The sequence below is a fragment of the Pandoraea bronchicola genome (assembly GCF_902459805.1).
GTDB classification, from domain to species: Bacteria; Pseudomonadota; Gammaproteobacteria; order Burkholderiales; family Burkholderiaceae; genus Pandoraea; species Pandoraea bronchicola.
In genome coordinates this window covers 205377-224520 of record NZ_CABPST010000006.1, presented here as the reverse complement: position 1 = coordinate 224520, position 19144 = coordinate 205377, and the positions used below count along the sequence as shown (strand labels likewise).

Annotated in this window: 17 protein-coding genes and 1 pseudogene; 10 read left to right on the top strand and 8 right to left on the bottom strand. The window is 63.9% G+C overall.

What is annotated here, in order from left to right; all coding sequences use genetic code 11:
* Positions 1-18 precede the first annotated feature (18 nt).
* Together PBR20603_RS14110 and PBR20603_RS14105 are read left to right on the top strand one after the other, a co-directional pair.
* Positions 19-1581 carry a benzoate-CoA ligase family protein gene (locus PBR20603_RS14110; protein WP_150560135.1) on the top strand — a complete coding sequence of 521 codons (1563 nt, stop codon included), beginning with the start codon at positions 19-21 and terminating at the stop codon, positions 1579-1581.
* A gap of 14 nt (positions 1582-1595) precedes the next feature.
* Entirely contained in the window at positions 1596-2417 is an 822-nt protein-coding gene (locus PBR20603_RS14105; RefSeq protein ID WP_150560134.1) for an alpha/beta fold hydrolase, read from the top strand.
* Between the two features lie 77 nt (positions 2418-2494).
* Here PBR20603_RS14105 and selD read toward each other — a convergent pair whose 3' ends face one another.
* Positions 2495-3574: a selenide, water dikinase SelD gene (gene selD / locus PBR20603_RS14100; RefSeq protein WP_150560133.1), complete on the bottom strand. Its 1080-nt coding sequence runs from the start codon at positions 3572-3574 to the stop codon at positions 2495-2497.
* A gap of 329 nt (positions 3575-3903) precedes the next feature.
* Between selD and PBR20603_RS14095 the strand changes: the two genes are divergently transcribed.
* Both PBR20603_RS14095 and PBR20603_RS14090 read left to right on the top strand, forming a co-directional pair.
* Entirely contained in the window at positions 3904-5052 is a 1149-nt protein-coding gene (locus tag PBR20603_RS14095) for a transglutaminase-like domain-containing protein (RefSeq protein ID WP_150560132.1), read from the top strand.
* 19 nt (positions 5053-5071) lie between these two features.
* Positions 5072-5680 carry a TlpA family protein disulfide reductase gene (locus PBR20603_RS14090; protein ID WP_150560131.1) on the top strand — a complete coding sequence of 203 codons (609 nt, stop codon included), beginning with the start codon at positions 5072-5074 and terminating at the stop codon, positions 5678-5680.
* Between the two features lie 33 nt (positions 5681-5713).
* On the opposite strand, the gene PBR20603_RS14085 is transcribed toward PBR20603_RS14090, so the two are convergent.
* A complete protein-coding gene (locus tag PBR20603_RS14085; protein ID WP_150560130.1) occupies positions 5714-6637 on the bottom strand; it encodes a LysR family transcriptional regulator in 924 nt (307 codons plus the stop codon).
* A gap of 157 nt (positions 6638-6794) precedes the next feature.
* Here PBR20603_RS14085 and PBR20603_RS14080 point away from each other — a divergent pair, with 157 nt between their 5' ends.
* Both PBR20603_RS14080 and PBR20603_RS14075 read left to right on the top strand, forming a co-directional pair.
* Positions 6795-7397, top strand: a complete 603-nt coding sequence (locus PBR20603_RS14080) for a chromate transporter (RefSeq protein ID WP_150560129.1) — start codon at positions 6795-6797, stop codon at positions 7395-7397.
* Complete coding sequence (locus tag PBR20603_RS14075) at positions 7394-7924, top strand: chromate transporter (protein ID WP_150560128.1); 531 nt, start codon at positions 7394-7396, stop codon at positions 7922-7924. Before PBR20603_RS14080 ends, PBR20603_RS14075 begins: the two co-directional genes overlap by 4 nt.
* 20 nt (positions 7925-7944) lie before the next feature.
* On the opposite strand, the gene PBR20603_RS14070 is transcribed toward PBR20603_RS14075, so the two are convergent.
* The gene (locus PBR20603_RS14070; protein WP_150560127.1) at positions 7945-9285 is read right to left on the bottom strand and encodes a hypothetical protein; all 1341 of its coding nucleotides are present in this window, start codon (positions 9283-9285) and stop codon (positions 7945-7947) included.
* A gap of 152 nt (positions 9286-9437) precedes the next feature.
* Here PBR20603_RS14070 and PBR20603_RS14065 point away from each other — a divergent pair, with 152 nt between their 5' ends.
* The 3 genes from PBR20603_RS14065 to PBR20603_RS14055 all read left to right on the top strand — a co-directional run bounded on the left by PBR20603_RS14065 (position 9438) and on the right by PBR20603_RS14055 (position 13018).
* Entirely contained in the window at positions 9438-10064 is a 627-nt protein-coding gene (locus PBR20603_RS14065; protein WP_150560126.1) for a LysE family translocator, read from the top strand.
* 112 nt (positions 10065-10176) lie between these two features.
* On the top strand, positions 10177-10989 hold the full coding sequence (locus PBR20603_RS14060; RefSeq protein WP_150560125.1) for a DUF3047 domain-containing protein: 813 nt from the start codon (positions 10177-10179) through the stop codon (positions 10987-10989).
* A 244-nt stretch (positions 10990-11233) separates the two neighbouring features.
* The gene (locus PBR20603_RS14055) at positions 11234-13018 is read left to right on the top strand and encodes a peptidoglycan D,D-transpeptidase FtsI family protein (protein ID WP_150560124.1); all 1785 of its coding nucleotides are present in this window, start codon (positions 11234-11236) and stop codon (positions 13016-13018) included.
* A 201-nt stretch (positions 13019-13219) separates the two neighbouring features.
* On the opposite strand, the gene PBR20603_RS14050 is transcribed toward PBR20603_RS14055, so the two are convergent.
* The 5 genes and pseudogenes from PBR20603_RS14050 to PBR20603_RS14030 form a co-directional block, all read right to left on the bottom strand.
* Positions 13220-13585 carry a cytochrome o ubiquinol oxidase subunit IV gene (locus tag PBR20603_RS14050; protein WP_010808614.1) on the bottom strand — a complete coding sequence of 122 codons (366 nt, stop codon included), beginning with the start codon at positions 13583-13585 and terminating at the stop codon, positions 13220-13222.
* Positions 13586-14212 carry a cytochrome o ubiquinol oxidase subunit III gene (locus PBR20603_RS14045; RefSeq protein WP_010808613.1) on the bottom strand — a complete coding sequence of 209 codons (627 nt, stop codon included), beginning with the start codon at positions 14210-14212 and terminating at the stop codon, positions 13586-13588. It abuts the gene before it with no gap.
* Positions 14213-14214: 2 nt separating this feature from the next.
* Positions 14215-16195: pseudogene (gene cyoB / locus PBR20603_RS14040) on the bottom strand (cytochrome o ubiquinol oxidase subunit I).
* A gap of 15 nt (positions 16196-16210) precedes the next feature.
* The gene (gene cyoA, locus PBR20603_RS14035) at positions 16211-17272 is read right to left on the bottom strand and encodes a ubiquinol oxidase subunit II (RefSeq protein ID WP_150560123.1); all 1062 of its coding nucleotides are present in this window, start codon (positions 17270-17272) and stop codon (positions 16211-16213) included.
* Between the two features lie 510 nt (positions 17273-17782).
* A complete protein-coding gene (locus tag PBR20603_RS14030; protein WP_150560122.1) occupies positions 17783-18409 on the bottom strand; it encodes a LysE family translocator in 627 nt (208 codons plus the stop codon).
* 270 nt (positions 18410-18679) lie between these two features.
* On the opposite strand from PBR20603_RS14030, the gene PBR20603_RS14025 reads away from it, so the two are divergent.
* Positions 18680-19144, top strand: a complete 465-nt coding sequence (locus PBR20603_RS14025) for an Lrp/AsnC family transcriptional regulator (protein ID WP_010808609.1) — start codon at positions 18680-18682, stop codon at positions 19142-19144.

Here is a 19144-nt window from a genome sequence, read left to right as displayed (position 1 = left end):
TGATCCACCGGAGGCAACATGGAAGCCGTACTCACCCCACCGCCGGCGAACTTCAACTTCGCTGCGCATCTGGAGGCGCTCAATCGCGGGCGCGCTGCCAAGACTGCTTATCTCGACGACACGCGCCAGCTCACCTATGGCGAACTGGCGGAGCAAAGCCGGCGTTTCGCGACCGGACTCGCCCGCGCGGGCATCCATCGTGAGGAGCGCATCCTGCTCGTCATGCTCGACACCGTCGACCTGCCGGTCGCATTTCTCGGCGCGTTGTACGCCGGCGTCGTGCCCGTGGTCGTCAACACCCTGCTCACGGCCGACGATTACGCCTACATGATTGCGCACAGCAAGGCGCAGCTCGTGATCGCGTCCGGCGCGCTGATGCCGACGGTGCAGGCGGCCCTTGAGAAAGTGGCCTCGCGACCGCCATGCGTCGTCTCGCAACCGGTTGCCGGCGAGACGGACACGGCGACCGGCTTGCCGACGTTCGACGCCCTGGTCGACGGCCCGCCGAGCGCACTGCCCGCCGATACCGCAGGCGACGACATTGCGTTCTGGCTGTACTCGTCGGGCTCGACCGGCAAGCCGAAGGGCACCGTGCACACGCATGCCAACCTGTACTGGACCGCCGAGACGTATGGCCGGCATGTGCTCGGCATCCGTGAGGACGACATCGCCTTTTCTGCGGCGAAGCTCTTCTTCGCGTACGGGCTGGGCAACGGATTGACATTCCCGCTGTCGGTGGGCGCCACCGTCGTGCTGATGGCCGAGCGCCCGACGGCGCAAGCCGTGGCGCAGCGGCTTCGCCAACATCGCCCGACGATCTTCTATGGCGTGCCGACGCTCTACGCCAACCTGCTCGCCTCACCGCACCTGCCCGAGCGCGAAGACGTGGCGTTGCGCCTGTGTACGTCCGCAGGCGAAGCGTTGCCGCGCGAAATCGGCGAACGGTTCACGGCGCATTTCGGCGCGGAGATTCTCGACGGCATCGGCTCGACCGAGATGCTGCACATCTTCTTGTCGAACCGCGCGGGACAGGTCGCCTACGGCACGACAGGCGAGCCGGTGCCGGGCTACGACGTGGCGCTGCGCGACGAGAACGGTCAGCCCGTGCCCGATGGCGAGATCGGTGACCTGTACATCAAAGGGCCGAGCGCGGCGCTTATGTATTGGTGCAATCGCGAGAAGTCGCGCTCGACATTCCTCGGCGACTGGCTCAAGAGCGGCGACAAGTACCAGCGTCTGCCCAACGGGTATTACGTCTATGCGGGACGCAGTGACGATATGCTCAAGGTCAGCGGCCAGTACGTCTCGCCCATCGAAGTCGAGATGGTGTTGATGCAGCACGATGCCGTGCTCGAGGCAGGGGTCGTGGGACGCGACGATAACGGGCTGACCAAGACACAGGCCTTCGTCGTTCTCAAGCCGGGTGTCGCGGCGACCGACGCGATGGCTGCCGAGCTGAAAGCGTTCGTCAAGGCGCGGCTGGCGCCGCACAAATACCCTCGCGAGCTGGTGTTCGTCGACGATTTGCCGAAGACGGCCACCGGCAAGGTGCAGCGCTTCAAGCTGCGCGAGTTGCTTTAGGAGACCCCAAGACAATGTCGGACGTTGAGTTCGCCCGGATCGAGACCGCCTCACATGGCCCGCTCTCGCTCGAGTATCGATGGATCCACCCCGAACGCACGCATGCGCCGCTGCTGGTCTTTCTGCATGAGGGACTCGGTTCGGTGGCCATGTGGAAAGACTGGCCACAGCAGTTGTGCGACGCGGGCGGCTATCGCGGCCTCGTGTATTCGCGCAACGGCTATGGCCGCTCCACACCGCGCCCGCACGACGAAAAGTGGCCGGTGGACTTCATGCACCGTCAGGCACGTGAGGTATTGCCCGCGTTTCTCGATGCGGTAGGTGTCGGTGCCGAGCAGGCCGATCGCGTGTGGCTCGTCGGCCATAGCGACGGCGGCTCGATCTCGCTGCTGTTCTCGGCTGCGTTCCCGGACCGGCTCGCCGGTGCGGTGGTGCTCGCGCCGCACCTCTTCGTCGAGGAGGTGTCGGTGCAAAGCATCGCCAGGACCCGGACCGTCTACGAGACAACCGATCTGCCAGCCAAGCTCGGGCGCTATCACGACGACGTCGATTCGGCGTTCTGGGGCTGGAACGATATCTGGCTGAACCCGGCGTTTCGCGAATGGAATCTGGTGGGCGCCGTGGCGAGCATCTCGAAGCCGCTGCTCGCCATTCAGGGCGAAGACGACGAGTACGGCACGATGGCGCAGATGGACAGCATCGCCACGCATGTGCCGCACGCGAAAGTGGTGAAGCTGCCGGCGTGCGGGCATTCGCCGCACCGAGATGCGCCGGTCCCGCTGGGCGAGGCCATCATCGCCTTCATCGACGCCCACGCAGAGCGCCGTGCGGCATGACATAGCGGGCGCGCCGCTTCCTTCCTGCTTCGGAAGCGCCGCCCGCCTTTAGCGCCGCCCGCCTCTAGCCACGCCCGTCAGATCACTCGCACGCCGGGCATGCCCGGACGCATGGCGCCGACGATGCCCGCTTCGTCGAAGCCGTCTGCACGGAAGACCGCCAGCACGTCGTCGACCGCACCGGGCGCGCACGACACCAGCAAGCCGCCGGCCGTCTGCGGGTCGCACAACAGATCGCGATCGCGATCCGTCAGACGCTCGCCCATTTCGACGGACGCCCCATAGGACGCCCAGTTACGTCCGGACGCCCCCGTGATGCATCCCTTGTCGGCCAACGCTCGCACACCGTCGAACAACGGCACGTCGGACATGCGCAAATACGCAGCCAGATTCGCCCCGCGGCACATTTCAAGCGTGTGGCCGAGCAGGCCGAAGCCGGTCACGTCCGTGAGCGCATGCACGCCCGGCAGCGCAGCCAGCGCCGGGCCGACGCGATTCAGACGCGTCGTGGCATCGATCATGCGGCGATAGCCCGCCTCGTCCAGTTGATTCTTCTTGAGCGCCGCCGACATCACGCCGACGCCGAGCGGCTTGCCGAGGACGAGCACGTCGCCCGCCTGCGCGTCGGCATTGCGCTTCAACCGCTTCGGATGCACCACGCCGAGTGCCGCGAGGCCATAGATCGGCTCGACCGAGTCGATGCTGTGACCGCCGGCAATCGGGATGCCCGCCTCGGCACAGATCGATTCGCCGCCGCGCAGAATGTCGCGGATCGTCTCGCGCGGCAGCACGTTGATCGGCATGCCGACGATGGCCAGCGCGAAGATCGGCTTGCCGCCCATCGCATAAATGTCGGATAACGCATTGGTCGCGGCGATACGGCCGAAGTCGAACGGGTCGTCGACGATGGGCATGAAGAAGTCCGTCGTCGCGATGATGGCTTGCTCGTCGTTGAGCTGGTAGACCGCTGCGTCGTCAGACGTCTCCGTGCCCACAAGCAGCGCTGCCGGCGCCGGCAGCGGCGCTTCGTTACGCGCGAGCAGTTCGGAGAGCACGCCCGGTGCGATCTTGCAGCCGCAGCCGCCGCCGTGCGAGAGCGAAGTCAGACGCGGCGCGGCCGGTGCGGCGCCTGCTTGAGTTGCATCGATTGCGGTCATGGTCGTTGGTGTTCGTTGGGGATGGCCGGGAACCCGTCGCAAGGCGTGCGTCAGCCGCGCTCAGGGCGTCGTCGATGCTCACCACTCCCGGAATGACGACAGTTTGCCAAAAGTCGACGTATTATGAAGCAGCTTTGACGCGTCGACCGGCTCCGATGGGTCTCGAAATGGCGGATACCGGTACGTCGATGCCGCCATGCTACCGGTTCACATCGTCCCTGCATCGCGGGACGCCGTTGCCGCCGCTTCGCCACACGCTATCACAGCACGCTATTGCAGCACCCTAACCACCATGCGCCGTGAGCGCTGACGCCAAAGGGGACCTCATCATGAAACGCCGCCGCTTTCTCTCGCTGGGTGCCTGCGCCCTGCCCGCTTCTGTCCTGTCGACTTCGCTGATCCCCGCCCATGCGCAGGCGGCGCCGTCACGCATGCCGTCGTCCGGTGCCGCCGAAGGCTGGCGCACCTTCGAGCTGACAACGCAGGTCGACCTGCCGGCCGGGAACGGCCCGGCGAACGTCTGGCTGCCGGTGGCGGCGTCGCCCTCGGGCGGTTATCAGCGCGCCCTCGGCACACGCTGGGAGGCGCCGGGAGCCAACGCCGAGTTGCGCACGGTGCGCGGCGCGTCGGGTATCGGCGTGCCGATGCTGGCCGTGGCGTGGCCCGAAGGCGCGACGCAGGATACCCGTACGGTCACGCTGGTGAACACCTTCGCCACCCGCGACCGGCATGTGGATCTGGCGCAACCGCCCTCGGCCAATGCGCCACGCGAATCGCCCGAAGTCCTGCGGCAATATCTCCGGCCCACCGCACTCCAGCCGACCGACGGCCTCGTGCGCGAAACCGCCGAGAAGATCACCCGGGGCGAAAAGGGTGACGTGGAGAAGGCGCGTGCCATCTATCAGTGGATCGTCGAGAACTGCCGGCGCGAAGGTTCGGTACGCGGCTGCGGCACCGGCGACGTGCGCTACATGCTGACGACGGGCGACCTCGCGGGCAAGTGCGCCGATATCAATGCGCTCTTCACGGCGCTCGCGCGCTCGGTCGGTATCCCCGCACGCGACGCTTACGGCGTGCGCGTCGCGGCATCGAATCATGGCTTCAACAGTCTGGGCAAAGCCGGGGATGTCACGCGTGCGCAGCATTGCCGTGCCGAGTTCTACGCCGCCGGCTACGGCTGGGTACCGGTCGACCCGGCGGACGTGCGTAAGGTCGTGCTCGAGGAAGTGCCCGGCGGCCTGCCAGTCGATGACCTGCGCGTGCGCGCCGCCCGCGCGATGCTCTTCGGCCAATGGGAGATGAACTGGGTCGCGTTCAATCACGGCGCAGACATTCCACTGCCCGGCGCACGCGCGGCGCAAGACAACGCCGTGCCGTTCCTCATGTATCCGAACGGGGAGGTGGCGCGTGCCCAGCTCGACAGCCTCAATCCGGACACCTTCCGCTATCGCATGAACGCCCGCGAAATCACTGCCTGACACGAAGGAGAGCATCGCGATGCAACGCCGTCATTTTCTTCACACCCTCGGGGCGCTCGGGACAGCCAGTGCGCTGGGAGGCACGGGCGCACAGGCGCTGGCGGCCGGGCCGGCCGGCCCAGCCAAAGGGGCGGCGGAAGTCGACGACAGCGCACTCGCCGGAACCTCCGGCGGCACGCTGTCGGCATGGCGGGGCGCCACACCGGTGTTCACGCTCGACGCACTCGACGGCCGGCCGCGCGCGCTGTCCGAATGGCGCGGGCGCGTGGTCATCCTCAACTTCTGGGCGACGTGGTGCGGCCCATGCCGCGAAGAAATTCCGGCGATGGGGGCGGTGGCGCGTCAATACCGCGAGCGGGGCCTCGCGCTGGTCGCCGTCAATTACAAGGAACCGCTCGCCACGGTCAAGCCGTTCATCGACAAGCTCCCCATTGACGGCACGGTATTGCTCGATGCCGACGGCGCTGTCTACAAACGCTTCGGATCGCTCGGCCTGCCCGCCACCTATCTCATCGATCGTGCGGGCAATGCCCGCTTCTGGCGCATGGGAGAACTGGAGTGGAGCGATGTCGGCTTGCACGGGCATATCGAAGCGCTGCTCACGCAAAAGGGCGGCACGACGGCCTGACGCAACGCCACCGCCTCTCCAGCCCCTCGTTCGTCACCCGGCGGCAACCGTCTTTGCGATGTCATTCACGTGATCGAGCAGTCGCGCCGCCGGTCCGGCGAGCACGCCGTGGCGATACGCACAGTACAGCGGCGCGCGCGGCGCAGGCGTGAGCGGCCGGTAGACGATACCCTCCACCTGCATGCGCATGAGCGAGGCGGGCACCACCGACACCCCGAGTCCCGCCGCCACGAGCGAGAGCGTCGTGAGCAAACGCGGGGCTTCTTGCTCAATGTTCGGGCTGAAGCCCGCGCCGTGGCATGCCGCGATGATGGCGTCGTATAGCCCCTGCCCTGTACGGCGGCGATAGAGGATCAGCTTCTCTGCGGCGATGGCCGCCATGGGCACGGCCGCCTTGCCCGCGCGTCCCGTGAGGGCGAGCGGGTGTGCCGACGGCACGGCAAGCACCATCGACTCTTCGAGCACCGGCACAAAGACGATCTGCCCGGTATCGCCCTGCGGTTGACGAATGAACGCGACGTCCAGTTCACCGTCGCGCAAACCGTCGAGCAACTCACTCGTGCTGCTCTCGTCGAGCATCAGCGAGACCGACGGGGCATCGCGCCGGAACGCGCGAATCACCGTCGGCACGAACGGATGCAGCGCCGACGAACTGGTAAAACCCACCGACAACCGCCCTTTGACGCCCGCCGCGACACGGCGCACATCGTCCACCGCCTGATCGAGTTTGCGTACGACCTCATACGCGTCGCCAAGAAACGCCTGACCGGCATCCGTCAGCGCCATGCCACGCGGCAGACGCTCGAAGAGCGTCACGCCCAACTGTGTTTCGAGCACCCGGATCTGCTGCGAGAGCGGCGGCTGTCCAATGCCCAGACGCTCCGCCGCACGCGTCATGTGTCCCGTTTCGGCCACTGCGATGAAATAGCGCAGCAAACGTATGTCGATATTTGCCATATTGGTTCGATATGAATCAAGTCACTCCCATATATTGGACAATATAGCGCAATCGCCCTACTCTCAAGGGGTCCCGCGCGGCACCCGTGCATCCCTCCCTCGATGTCACTCCTGCCCGGCGGCCCCACCGTAGTCCAGTTTTCAGATCGAATCCGCCATGAGCACTCCGGCCCCCACCGCGCCTGCCGCATCCGGCACACCCGCCACGATGCAAGCCTCTCCTTTGGCCGATGCCCCGAGCATCCGTGCCCTCTTCCTCGGCTTCCTCGGTCTTGGCATGACCGCATTTGGCGGCGCGTTGCCGCTGGCGCGACGCATGATCGTCGACAAGCATCACTGGGTCACGCCGGCCGAATTCACGGATCTGCTGGGCCTGTGCCAATTTCTGCCTGGCGGCAACATCATCAATTTGTCGGTCGCACTCGGCATGCGTTTTCACGGCTGGCGCGGCGCGCTCGCATCGATCCTCGGGTTGATCGCGGCGCCGTCTGCCGTGGTCATCGCGCTGGGCACGATCTATCAGCACTTTCAGAACGATCCGCATGTGAAGCATCTCTTCGCCGGACTTGCGGCGGCCGCAGCCGGCCTGCTGATTCAGATGGCGTGGAAAGTGGCGTGGCCGCTGCGCAAGTCCGTCGCACTGGCTGGCGTGGCGGTGGCGTGTTTCATCGCAATCGCCGTGCTGCGCGTGCCGCTGGTGCTCACCATGCTCGTGATGACGCCGGTCTCCATCTATGCCACCTCGCGGGTTTCGCAATGACCGGCACGCTCATCTCGCTCGCGCTCATCTTCACGCAGTTGTCGGTGTTGGCGTTTGGCGGCGGCAACACGATCCTGCCGGAGATGGAGCGTCAGGTCGTCGATCTGCATCACTGGATGACGTCGGAACAATTCAGCGCGCTGTTCGCGCTGGGGCAGGCGGCGCCGGGCCCGAACCTCATGATCGTGACGCTCGTTGGCTGGCATGTGGCAGGTTGGCAAGGCATGCTCGTCACGTCGCTGGCGAAGTTCGGACCGTCCTCCCTCATCACCGTCGGCGTGTTGCATCTGTGGGAGCGCTTCAGGGACCGGCCGTGGCGTCGCATCGTGCAGGCCGGTCTGGTGCCGATGACGGCCGGGCTCGTCGCCGCGAGTGCCTCGCTCATTGCCGAAGCGTCGGCAACGTCATGGCTGCTTGCGGGCATCACCGCCTGCGTGGCCGTGCTCGCCATCCGCACCCGTGTGCATCCGCTGTGGTGGCTCGCCGCCGGCAGCGTCGCGGGTTTGCTGGGCGGGGCCTACCTGTAACCCCTCCCAGGCGTTGCCGGTTAGGGCCTTCCCGCCTCGCACACTTGCGCGTAAGTCGCGTGCCAGTGGTCGCGGCCCAACGCGCGAATGCCGTCGACAAGGTGTATCCAGTCGGTAGCGCCGATCACCAGCGACGACGGCGTATCGCCGCGTGCCAACGCCGCAAGGCGGGGGGGGCACGGCACCCGCATATCCGGCTTGCCCGCCACCAGCATCACGCGGGCAAGCCATCGCGAGACATCGACCGGGATCGTCGACATCATGACCTGCCCAGCTTGCACCGGCGGCTCGTCGGTCCAGCGCCACGCGACGCGCGCGCTGACGCCCGAACGTATCGCAATGCCCATGGCGTCGAGTACACGCTCGCAGGCCAGCCCTCGCTGGGCGGCGGCAGTCAGGGCGAATTCGCCGAGTTCCCGCCAGTCGGCGGCACTCCCGCAATCTTCACGCACGCTTGCCGCCATCAACGCGACGACACGAGATCTGACGCGTCGCAGGGCGCCGGGATGCGTGAGTTGCCGCCTTGCCGCGCGTGTTTCCATCGACAGATCGTCCGTTGTCTCGGCCGGATCGAAAAGCTGAATGTCGACCGGATGGACGGTGAACGTGGGCGAGCCCGCGACATCATGACGCCAGTCGGGTTCGAGCCGTTCGCGCAGGAGTGCGAAGGCGTCGTCATACCTGATCAGCGATGGGCGAGCGTCGTCCACGTGCAATGCCTGACGCATCGCCAGCGGCAGCTTGAAGCCCAGACCGTGCGCCAGCAATTGACACAGCGAGGCGACCCGGTCGCTATGGGCGATGGACGTTTGCGGCGCGTCGGCGATGTGAAGGATGAGCGCCTCCGCGATATTCCGCTCGGCCAGCTTGCGGCCCGAGGACGCGGTGGTCTGCTGCGCTGAATGGACGAACATCTGCGTCGCGTCGAAGGCCGCGAGGCACTGCCGCATCGCGGTGATATCTGCGGCGGTTCGGCGGCGAAGTTGTGTCTGCGTCTGAAGCGCCCACTGACGCCGCCCTTGCACGCCCTCACCGAAGGCGTTCTCGAGCGCACGCAGCTCCGGCCAGAGATACCGGCACGCCGCGTCAACGGTCAGCGCGCTCAAGGCACAGGCGAATGCCACATCCGCCACGCCCGCAATCCCGGGTGCGCCCGGTACGCTCAGCCCCCGCTCCTGATACCGGCCGCTCGCGTTTTGCCATGCGTTGCTCAGCAAATGATGCAGGCCACTGTCTCTCAGACACGCGGCCGCGCCGGCGAAGTCACCCCGGAAGCCGTCGTAGGCACAGTTCGCCACCTCGTAAGCCAGGTGCAGGAATGAACTCGGGGATGAGGATGCTGCATCGGACACAAATGGCATGTCGCTTCCTTGTTGACGTCGAAAAAGCCAACATCGTCCCCTGACGCGGCACAAGGTGCTTCAGCATTCGCCCAGCCCCTTTCGGGCAAGCTGTCGCGGAATCTGGGATGATGACGCCATTGTGTCGCCACCGATTGCCCCGGAGAGACCCCATGCCGACTTTCGCCACCCTCGCCACGTTCGTTGTCGTCGTACTCGGGCTTTTTCTGATTCCCGGCCCCGCGGTATTGCTCACCGTCACGCGCACTGTGCAAGGCGGGCGGCGCGCGGGGGTCATGACAGGCATGGGCATTGCGCTCGGCGACCTCGTGCACACCCTGTGCGCGGCGGTAGGACTCTCGGCGGTGCTGATGACCTCGGCACTGGCCTTCGATATCGTGAAGTACGTGGGGGCGGCGTACCTGATCTATCTGGGCATCAAGGCATTGCGCGAGCGCCCGTCCGATCCGCAACTGCCCGTGGCCCCGAAAGTCTCGCCCGGACGCGCGTTCGGACAGGCGGTGGCCACCGAAGTGCTCAATCCAAAGACCGCCCTCTTCTTCCTCGCCTTCATGCCGCAGTTCGTGCATGCGAGCGAGGGCAACGTCTTCGCGCAGTTCCTTGTGCTGGGTCTGGTGTTCGTTGCAATGAGTGCGCTGTATACCGCAGCGATTGCGTTGTCCGTGCGTCCGCTCGGCAAGTTCGTGCGGCGCTTCACAGGGTTGCTGCGCTGGCAGGGCAAGATCATCGGCACGATCTTCATCGGCCTCGGCCTTCGGGTTGCCATGCAACAGCGCTGATTTTTCCCAACGTTCAGTCGTCGATCGCCGTTGATCGGGGGTCTGCCCCCGGGAGGCACGCGCCACACGGTCAGTGCCAGCGGTTTTCTTGCCAACGCCGGAGTCGCTCACCATGCATCGCATCGTCTCGCCGCTTCGCTCGCTGACTCGCTTCAGGTCGCAGCGCGCCTCGTCGTCCATCGGAACTTGGGCGCTCACGCTCAGCCTGATCGCCAGCGGTCTCGCCGCCGCGCCGGCCGACGCCGCAGACCCCGCAGCCGCCGGACCGGCAGGCATCCCCTTCTCGAAAGCCAGTCCGGGGGGTGCACTGCCGGCCGGCTGGCGCAACCTGCCAGTGGTGAACGGCAAGAAGTTCACTACTTACACCGTCGTCACCGATGGCGGGCGCAATGTCATCGAGGCCAACTCGGTCGACTCCGCCTCTGCGCTCATGGCCAGGGGAGACGGTATCGATCTGAGCGCGACGCCGGGCGTGACATGGCGCTGGAAAGTCGACAATGCGATTCCCGGCGCGGATAACCGCGTGAGTGACAAAGAGGATTCCCCGGCTCGGCTGGTGTTCTTCTTCGACGGCGATAAATCCTCGCTGCCGTTCGGCGATCGGGCGGCCATCACGCTGGCCAAGGCAACGGGTGAAGACCTGCCCTATGCCACGCTGATGTATATCTGGTCCAACGATGCGGCACCGGGCAGCGTCATCCAGAACCCGCACACCGACCGGGTACAGATGCTCGTGGTGGCGGGCGGCGAGGCGTCGCTCGGCAAATGGCAGAGTTTCTCGCGCAATGTCGCCGCCGATTACGAACGCATCTATAAGGAGAAGCCCGGCAAGCTGCTCGGCTACGGCATCTTCACCGACAGCGACAACACACATGCGAGTGCGCACGCCTGGTACGGAGACGTCAGTTTCGGCGCGGCGAAGTAGCGTGACGTTTCATACGGCGCGCGGACAATCCCGCCGATAAAATCCGCCTCCGGTTTCACCAGCCGACACCCGTGCGAAAAGCATGCCGGAAACCATCAAAAATAACCCTGAAAGCCCCGTCTGACGGGGCTTTTGCGCTATTGCAACAGTCGCTTGCATGCTACGCTATCTCGCCTAGAATTTGAGCCAGAGTTTGTCGATCGGCTCATTGCTGTTCACGCCTCTCACCGCCTTCGCGAGCGCCATGCAAAAGAATCGCCAGCCCAAGGACGTCACGTTCGCTTCCAGTCCGGTATTGCAGTCGCGCATGTCGTTGTGGCGCTCGAAGCTCGTTGTCATCATGATCACCCTCGCGTTCATCGGGCTGGTCGCGCGAGCGTTCTGGATTGCCGGGCCCGGCAACGGCTTCTACATCGCGCAGGGCGAAAAACGTTACGAACACACTATCGTCATGCCGGCGGTGCGCGGCAAGATCGAAGATCGGGATGGACGCGTTCTCGCGACCAGCCTGCCAATGCGCACCATCTGGGCGGTGCCTGCCGAAGTCCCCGACGACTTGTCCGATAGCGACATCCAGAAGGCCAGCAAGCTGCTCGACATCCCCGCAAAGGAGTTGCGCACCAAGCTCATCGGCGAGAAGAAGTTTGTCTATGTGAAGCGGCAGGTTTCGCCTGAAGTCGGCAAGCAGGTCGAGGCGCTCGGTATTCCGGGTGTCTATGAAAGCAGCGAATACAAGCGGTTCTACCCCGAAGGCGACGTGGCGGCACACGTCGTGGGCTTCACCAACGTCGAAGACAAGGGGCAGGAAGGCATGGAGCTGGGCGAGGAGCCGTTGCTCGAGGGCACGGCGGGCGTGCGGCGCGTCATCAAGGACCGCATCGGCCGGACCATTCAGGATCTCGATGACTCCAGCCCGCCGCGCGACGGCAAGGACATTCGCCTCACGCTCGACACCCGTGTGCAATACATCGCCTACGAAGCCCTGAAGAATGCGCTGGATCGCACCGGTGCGAAAGCGGCCATGGCGGTCGTGATCGATGCCAAGACGGGCCAGGTGCTGGCGTTGGCGAACTTTCCGACTTACAACCCGAACGACCGCGAACATCTGACGGGCGAACAACTGCGTAACCGCGTATTCACCGATGTCTTCGAGCCGGGCTCGATTCTCAAGCCCTTCACCATGGCGCTGGCACTCGACCTGCACCGCCTGACGCCGGCCACGCTGATCGACACCGGTCCGGGGCGATATGTGTTCGAGGGCGCCACCATCAGCGACGACAGCGCGAACGGCGTGCTGACGGCCGCAGGCGTCATCCAGAAGTCGAGCAACATCGGCATGACCAAGGTGTCGACCATGCTGCGCGCCGAGGAAATGTGGGACATGTTTACCGAGATCGGCCTGGGGCAGCAGCCCAAGCTGGGATTCCCGGGCGCGGTGTCGGGCCGTTTGCGCCCGTTCAAGTCGTGGCGGCGGATCGAGCAGGCGACGATGGCCTACGGCTACGGCGTTTCGGCGTCGCTGTTCCAGTTGGCGCGCGCCTACACGATCTTCGCCAACGATGGCGTGCTCGTCCCCATCTCCATCATCAAGCCGGATACGCCGTCGCAGCCGGAGGGCGTGCGCGTGATCGACGCCCACACGGCAATCGAAATGCGCAAGATGCTCGCCGCCGTGGTCGATACGGGCGGCACGGCGACGACCGCACAAGTGGCCGGATATAGCATCGGCGGGAAGACCGGCACGGCCTACAAGGCAGGGGCGCACGGCTACGACCATTCGAAGTACCGGGCATCGTTCGTGGGGATTGCGCCGCTGTCGGCACCGCGTCTGGTGATCGCGGTGTCTGTGGACGAGCCAAAAGCCTCCCAGCACTTTGGCGGTCAGGCGGCAGGGCCTGCGTTTGCGGAGATCGCGTCGCAGGCGTTGCCGTTGCTGGGCATTCGTCCGGACCTGCCGGTACGGCCCGGCGTGATCCTGGCGGCACCGACCTCGGATACGCCGCCGGATGACAAGGCGCCGCACGGATAAGTCCAAACAAGCTCAAACAAGGCCAAACTAGCTCGAATAAGCGCCGGAAACATTGCGCGTCGCGTGGTTGGTGAAGCATCGGCATACCGACTTTCCCCCGCCGCCGCCGCCGCCCCCGCGAATACCGATAAAAAAAAGGCGGCTCGGAATTCCGAAGCCGCCTTTTTCATTTGCCCTGAACCCCGGGCAAGTCCGGAAGATTTACATCCCCGGCATCATCAGCGAGTTGGCGTTGTGCATGATCCACAGCGAGCCGACCAGCACGATGGCCACGATCAGCACGGTGAACAGAAACGCCATCACGTTCCAGCGCTGTTCCGACGAGCGGTCCATGTGCAGGAAGTAGATCAGGTGGACGATGATCTGCACGAGCGCCGCGCCGAGAATCAGCGGCAGCACCGTCGACGGCGGCATCGTGCCATCCATCACCAGCTTGAACGGCACGACCGTCAGGATCACCGCGAGCACGAAGCCGATCAGGTACGACTTCACGCTGCCGTGGCTACCCCCGGCCGCATTGTGGCCAGCGTCGTGGCCGTGCGATTGCACCGATTTGCTATTGCTCATTTACATCGCTCCCATCAGGTACACGACCGTGAACACGCCGATCCAGACCACGTCCAAGAAGTGCCAGAACAGCGACAGGCATTGCAGACGCGTGGTGTTGGTTGCGCTCAGGCCCTTCTTGCCGATCTGGAACATCAGAACGGCCATCCACAGCAGGCCCGAGGCCACGTGCAGACCGTGGGTTGCCACGAGTGCGAAGAACGACGACAGGAAACCGCTGCGGTTCGGGCCGGCACCTTCGAGGATCAGGTGGTGGAACTCATACAGTTCCATCGCGATAAACGCGGCACCCAGCAGCCACGTGATCGCCAGCCAGCCCTGCACAGCGCCCTTCTTGCCGTTGTGCAGACCGATCATGGCAAAGCCATAGGTGATCGACGAGAACAGCAGGATGAACGTTTCGACCAGCACGAACTTCAGGTCGAACAGTTCCTTGCCGGTCGGGCCGCCGGCCGTCGCGTCGCGCAGTACCGCGAACGTCGCGAACAAGCTGGCGAACAGCACCAGGTCGGTCATCAGGTACACCCAGAAACCGAAGATCGTGTTGCCCCCGGTGTCGTGGTGCGCGTGGTCATGCGCATGCGCATCGGCATGCGCGCCAGAGTGTTTGAGAACTTCGCTCGTCATGATTAAGCCTTTGCTGCTGCGGCCAGTGCCTGATGGTGGGCCGATTCAATGGCCACCACTTCCGGCGACTGCACGTAGTAGTCGATCGAATCGTCGTTGCTGCGGCAGATGAACGTCACGATCATGCCGACGAAGCCAACGATAGCCAGCCACCAGATGTGCCAGATGGCAGCGAAACCGAACACCAGCGAGAACGCACTGATGATGAAACCGGCGCCGGTGTTCTTCGGCATGTGAATCGGCGCGTAGCTCGTCTTCAGATCGCTCTTGATGCCGTGTTGCTTGCGATAGGCCAGCTCGTCGACGTCATGCACGCGCGGCTCTTCGGCAAAGTTGTAGAACTGCGGCGGCGACGACGTCATCCACTCCAGCGTACGGCCATTCCAGGGGTCACCCGTGGTGTCGGCCAGCGCCTTGCGGTTCTTGATCGAGACCACCAGTTGCAGCACCTGGAAACCGATACCGGCGGCGATGAACAGCGCACCGATCAGCGCGGCGATCAGCCACGGCTGCCAATCCGGGTTGCTGTAGTGGTTCAGGCGACGGGTCATGCCCATCAGGCCCAGCACGTACAGCGGCATGAACGCCAGGTAGAAGCCGATCAGCCAGCACCAGAAGCTTGCCTTGCCCAGACGTTCGTCGAGCTTGAAGCCGAACGCCTTCGGGAACCAGTAGTTCATACCGGCGATGTAACCGAACAGCACGCCACCGATGATCACGTTGTGGAAGTGAGCAATCAGGAACAGCGAGTTGTGCAGCACGAAGTCGGCACCCGGCACGGCCAGCAGCACGCCCGTCATACCACCGATCACGAACGTGACGATGAAGCCCAACGTCCACAGCACCGGCACGGTCATTTGCACGCGACCGCGGTACATCGTGAACAGCCAGTTGAAGATCTTCACGCCGGTCGGGATCGAGATGATCATCGTCGCGATACCGAAGAAGGCGTTCACGCTGGCGCCCGAGCCCATCGTGAAGAAGTGGTGCGCCCACACGAGGAACGACAGCACCATGATCGCGGCCGTGGCGTACACCATCGACTTGTAGCCGAACAGCTTCTTGCCCGAGAACGTCGAGATGATTTCCGAGAAGATACCGAACGCCGGCAAGATCAGGATGTACACCTCAGGGTGACCCCAGATCCAGATCAGGTTGATGTACATCATCGGGTTGCCGCCCAACTCATTCGTGAAGAAATGGAAGTCGAGGTAGCGGTCCAGCGAGAGCAGCGCCAGCGTCACCGTCAGCACCGGGAACGCAGCGCACACCAGCACCATCGTGCACAGCGAGGTCCAGGTGAAGATCGGCATCTTCATCAGGTTCATGCCCGGCGCACGCATCTTCAGAATCGTGACGACGAAGTTCACCCCCGTGAGCAACGTCCCCAGACCCGAGATCTGCAAGGCCCAGATGTAGTAATCCACCCCCACGCCCGGGCTGTATTGAATGCCCGAGAGCGGCGGGTAAGCCAGCCAGCCCGTGCGTGCGAATTCACCCACCCCCAGCGACAGGTTCACCAGCGCAGCGCCAGCCACGAACAGCCAGAACGACAGCGTGTTCAGGAACGGGAATGCCACGTCGCGCGCACCAATCTGCAGCGGCACCACGAGGTTCACGAGCCCTGTCATGAACGGCATCGCCACGAAGAAGATCATGATCACGCCGTGGGCGGTGAAGATCTGGTCGTAGTGATCCGGCGGAAGAATGCCGCCCGAGTTGTGAGCGAGCGCCAGTTGCGTACGCATCATCATGGCGTCGGCAAAGCCGCGCAGCAGCATGACGAGCGCGACGAGCACGTACATCACACCGATCTTCTTGTGATCGACCGACGTAACCCACTCGTTCCACAGGTACTTCCACTTGCCGAAGTAGGTGAGCAGCGCGAGGATGCCCAGCCCCCCCCAGCACCATCATGCCGACCGCGCCGACGATGATCGGCTCGTGGTACGGGATGGCTTCGAGAGTCAGTTTGCCAAACAGCGTTGACATGGTTGTTTACTCCTTATGCGCGTGGGCAGCCGTACCAGCGTGCATCGCGTGCGCGCCGGCGTTGTCCATGGCCATGGTCATCGACTGGCCGTTCTGCACGTTGGCAGCGGCGGCCGGAGCCGTCGCGGCGTCGGTACCCGCGCCCTTCATTTCCATCTTCATGTCCATGCCCTTCATTTCCATGGCACCGTGGTTCTCGTGGCCTTCGTGCTGCTGGGCCATGCCACTTGCCATCGGGGCGTGCAGGATCGACTCGAACATCTTCGCGTCGACCGAGCTGTAGTACGTGACCGGCGTGTTCTCGCTCATCGGAACGAGCGAAGCGTAGGCATCCTTGTCCAGGACCTTCTTCGAATCACGCACCTTGGCGACCCATTGCTGGAAGTCGTTATCGGTCATCGCCAGCGTCTTGAAACGCATGCCCGAAAAGCCGCCGCCGCTGTAGTTCGCCGAAATACCGTCGTACGAGCCGACGTGATTGGCGATCAGGTGCAGCTTCGTTTCCATGCCGGCCATCGAGTAGACCTGGCTACCCAATTGCGGAATGAAGAACGAATTCATGATCGATTCCGAGGTGATCTTGAAATTCACCGGGGTATCGACCGGCACGGCCAGTTCGTTGATCGACGCAATGCCCTGTTCCGGGTAGATGAACAACCACTTGTAGTTCATCGCCACCACTTCGACCGTGATCGGCTTCACGTCGCTTTCCAGCGGCTTGTAGGGATCGAGTTCGTGGGTGGAGACCCAGGTGATGCGCGCGAGAATCGCAATGATGATGATCGGCACGAGCCAGACCACGACCTCAATGGCCGTCGAGTGCGACCAATTCGGCTCATAACGCGCCGACTTGTTGGTTGCGCGATACTTCCACGCGAACCACAGCGTCATCAGGATGACCGGAATCACCACGATCAACATCAGCCAGGTGGCCGTGAGGATCAGGTTCTTGTTCTCTACTCCGATCTGCCCCTTAGGGTCGAGCAGCGTCATGCCGCAGCCAGCCAAAAGCAGCGGCGAGCACAAGGCGAGGAGCCTAAACAATCGCGGGTTTCTGTGTTTCTTCATGTCACACGACAGGGTTGAGTTGGCCAGCGAACGGCGCAACACGGGCTTACCGGCCTGATGCAGGGTCGCAGGAGGTTGGCAAGGGTTAAGGTGGGACGGGAGCAGTCGTCGCGCCGGTATTGCACCGGTCGAACTACGACGACTGTGTCATCGAAAAGACGGGAACCGGGGCAGGTTGCCGCCCGCAGACCTCAAGTCACTGTCCGACTTCTTGTCTTTTACTTCCATCACGGTGCGGCATTATGCCGAAGTTTAATTAGGCCGGACATCGCACACCCGCCTGCGCGACAATGTGTCGCGCTGTCCTCACGCGTACGCGCGCGACGATTTCAAAGCAGATCGGCACCTGTTTGGCGGTAAACGCTGTGCAATGCAGCAATTCGGGAAGGTTCTTAGATTTCAAGAGGTGCGACGTTGTGTCGCACCTCTTTTTGCGGTGTCGCAGCGAAATGCACCGAATCGGTGCGTCGAATCGCTGGAATGTAGGGGCAATGTATTGTGCCCGGCTTTTCAGTCGAGCGACAGGCGCACAGCGAATGCCATGAGCGCCGCCCCGAACGACCAGCGTTGCACTTTTTGTGCAAGCGGGCGGGTGTGCAGCCAGCGCGCGATGCGCGCCGCACCGAACGCGAGTGCGATATCGAAAATTGCCCCCACGATCAGCAGCAGCACGCCAAGTTCGAGCACTTGTGTCCAGACCGGGCCGGCTTCGGGGCGGACGAACTGCGGCAGCAGCACCGAGCAGAACAGCAGCGCCTTCGGGTTGAGCACGCTCGAAAGCACGCCGCGCCGCACGGCATGCGAGAGCGGCGCGGCGTGCGTGGACGTCTCGGCCGCCTGCATGCCGAAAGCGGGCGAGCGCCAGATCTGGATCGCCACCCATGCAAGATAGATCGCACCCACGATGCGCACCATCTCGAAGAGCCAGGGCGCCGTGCGCAGCAGTGCCGCCACACCGCAAGCCGAGAGCGTGACGTGTCCGGCGCGCGCCAGCGCCAGCCCGCCGGCCGTGGCCAGCCCATGTCGCACACCGCGCGTCATGCTTGTCTGCATCACCAGCGCCATGTCCGGACCCGGCAATGCGTAGACGACAATCAGCGCACCAATGAAGACGGTGAGCAACTGCGGCGAAACCATGATGTCTCCCTTAGACGGCCGGACTGGCCGGAAAGATGTCAATGATCCCGCCAAATCAAGAGCGATACATGGCGTTTTCCACCCAAACTCATTTAAATAAATGGTGTATTTCACCATAAAATATCCACCTCACATCAAAACCCCCTCACATCACGCCGCATCATTACGCCAACCGCTCTAGTCCGAACAGATGAGGGCAACACTTTCCCAATGCCGCAGATCGTGGTGGAATGCCATCTTTGCAGCTGCTTTCGTAGTGGGATACCGACAATGAATGAACTCGATGCCATCGATCAGGCGATTCTCGCCATCGTCCAACGCGATGGCCGCATCTCCAACGCCCGGCTTGCCGAGCGCGTGGCGCTCTCCGAAACGCCCTGCGCACGCCGTCTGAAACGGCTCGAAGCCGAGGGCTACATCACCGGCTATCGGGCTGAACTGTCGCACCGTGCGCTGGGCCTGGGGGTGACGGCCTTCGTTCATGTGCGTTTTGCCGTCCACGACCGGGCGCTGTCCGAGCAATTCGAGCGCGAAGTGCAAGCCATCGACCGTATCGTCTCGTGTCACAACATTTCCGGCAGCGCGGATTATCTGCTCGGGGTAGTGGCCACCGATCTCGACGATTACGGCATGTTCACGCGCGACGTGCTGCGCGCCCTGCCCGGCGTTTCTTCGATCGAATCGATGCTGTCGCTGCGCGAGGTCAAACGCGATACCGGCGCGCCGTTGCTGTAA

Excerpts from the sequence above, each read along its gene's own strand:
- cyoA (WP_150560123.1), bottom strand. The coding sequence starts at position 17,272 with ATGAAGAAACACAGAAACCCGCGATTGTTTAGGCTCCTCGCCTTGTGC.
- PBR20603_RS14045 (WP_010808613.1), bottom strand. The coding sequence starts at position 14,212 with ATGACGAGCGAAGTTCTCAAACACTCTGGCGCGCATGCCGATGCGCAT.
- PBR20603_RS14070 (WP_150560127.1), bottom strand. The coding sequence starts at position 9,285 with ATGCCATTTGTGTCCGATGCAGCATCCTCATCCCCGAGTTCATTCCTG.
- PBR20603_RS14050 (WP_010808614.1), bottom strand. The coding sequence starts at position 13,585 with ATGAGCAATAGCAAATCGGTGCAATCGCACGGCCACGACGCTGGCCAC.
- PBR20603_RS14030 (WP_150560122.1), bottom strand. The coding sequence starts at position 18,409 with ATGGTTTCGCCGCAGTTGCTCACCGTCTTCATTGGTGCGCTGATTGTC.
- PBR20603_RS14080 (WP_150560129.1), top strand. The coding sequence starts at position 6,795 with ATGAGCACTCCGGCCCCCACCGCGCCTGCCGCATCCGGCACACCCGCC.
- PBR20603_RS14065 (WP_150560126.1), top strand. The coding sequence starts at position 9,438 with ATGCCGACTTTCGCCACCCTCGCCACGTTCGTTGTCGTCGTACTCGGG.
- PBR20603_RS14025 (WP_010808609.1), top strand. The coding sequence starts at position 18,680 with ATGAATGAACTCGATGCCATCGATCAGGCGATTCTCGCCATCGTCCAA.
- PBR20603_RS14110 (WP_150560135.1), top strand. The coding sequence starts at position 19 with ATGGAAGCCGTACTCACCCCACCGCCGGCGAACTTCAACTTCGCTGCG.
- PBR20603_RS14085 (WP_150560130.1), bottom strand. The coding sequence starts at position 6,637 with ATGGCAAATATCGACATACGTTTGCTGCGCTATTTCATCGCAGTGGCC.
- PBR20603_RS14105 (WP_150560134.1), top strand. The coding sequence starts at position 1,596 with ATGTCGGACGTTGAGTTCGCCCGGATCGAGACCGCCTCACATGGCCCG.
- PBR20603_RS14075 (WP_150560128.1), top strand. The coding sequence starts at position 7,394 with ATGACCGGCACGCTCATCTCGCTCGCGCTCATCTTCACGCAGTTGTCG.
- PBR20603_RS14060 (WP_150560125.1), top strand. The coding sequence starts at position 10,177 with ATGCATCGCATCGTCTCGCCGCTTCGCTCGCTGACTCGCTTCAGGTCG.
- selD (WP_150560133.1), bottom strand. The coding sequence starts at position 3,574 with ATGACCGCAATCGATGCAACTCAAGCAGGCGCCGCACCGGCCGCGCCG.
- PBR20603_RS14055 (WP_150560124.1), top strand. The coding sequence starts at position 11,234 with ATGCAAAAGAATCGCCAGCCCAAGGACGTCACGTTCGCTTCCAGTCCG.
- PBR20603_RS14090 (WP_150560131.1), top strand. The coding sequence starts at position 5,072 with ATGCAACGCCGTCATTTTCTTCACACCCTCGGGGCGCTCGGGACAGCC.
- PBR20603_RS14095 (WP_150560132.1), top strand. The coding sequence starts at position 3,904 with ATGAAACGCCGCCGCTTTCTCTCGCTGGGTGCCTGCGCCCTGCCCGCT.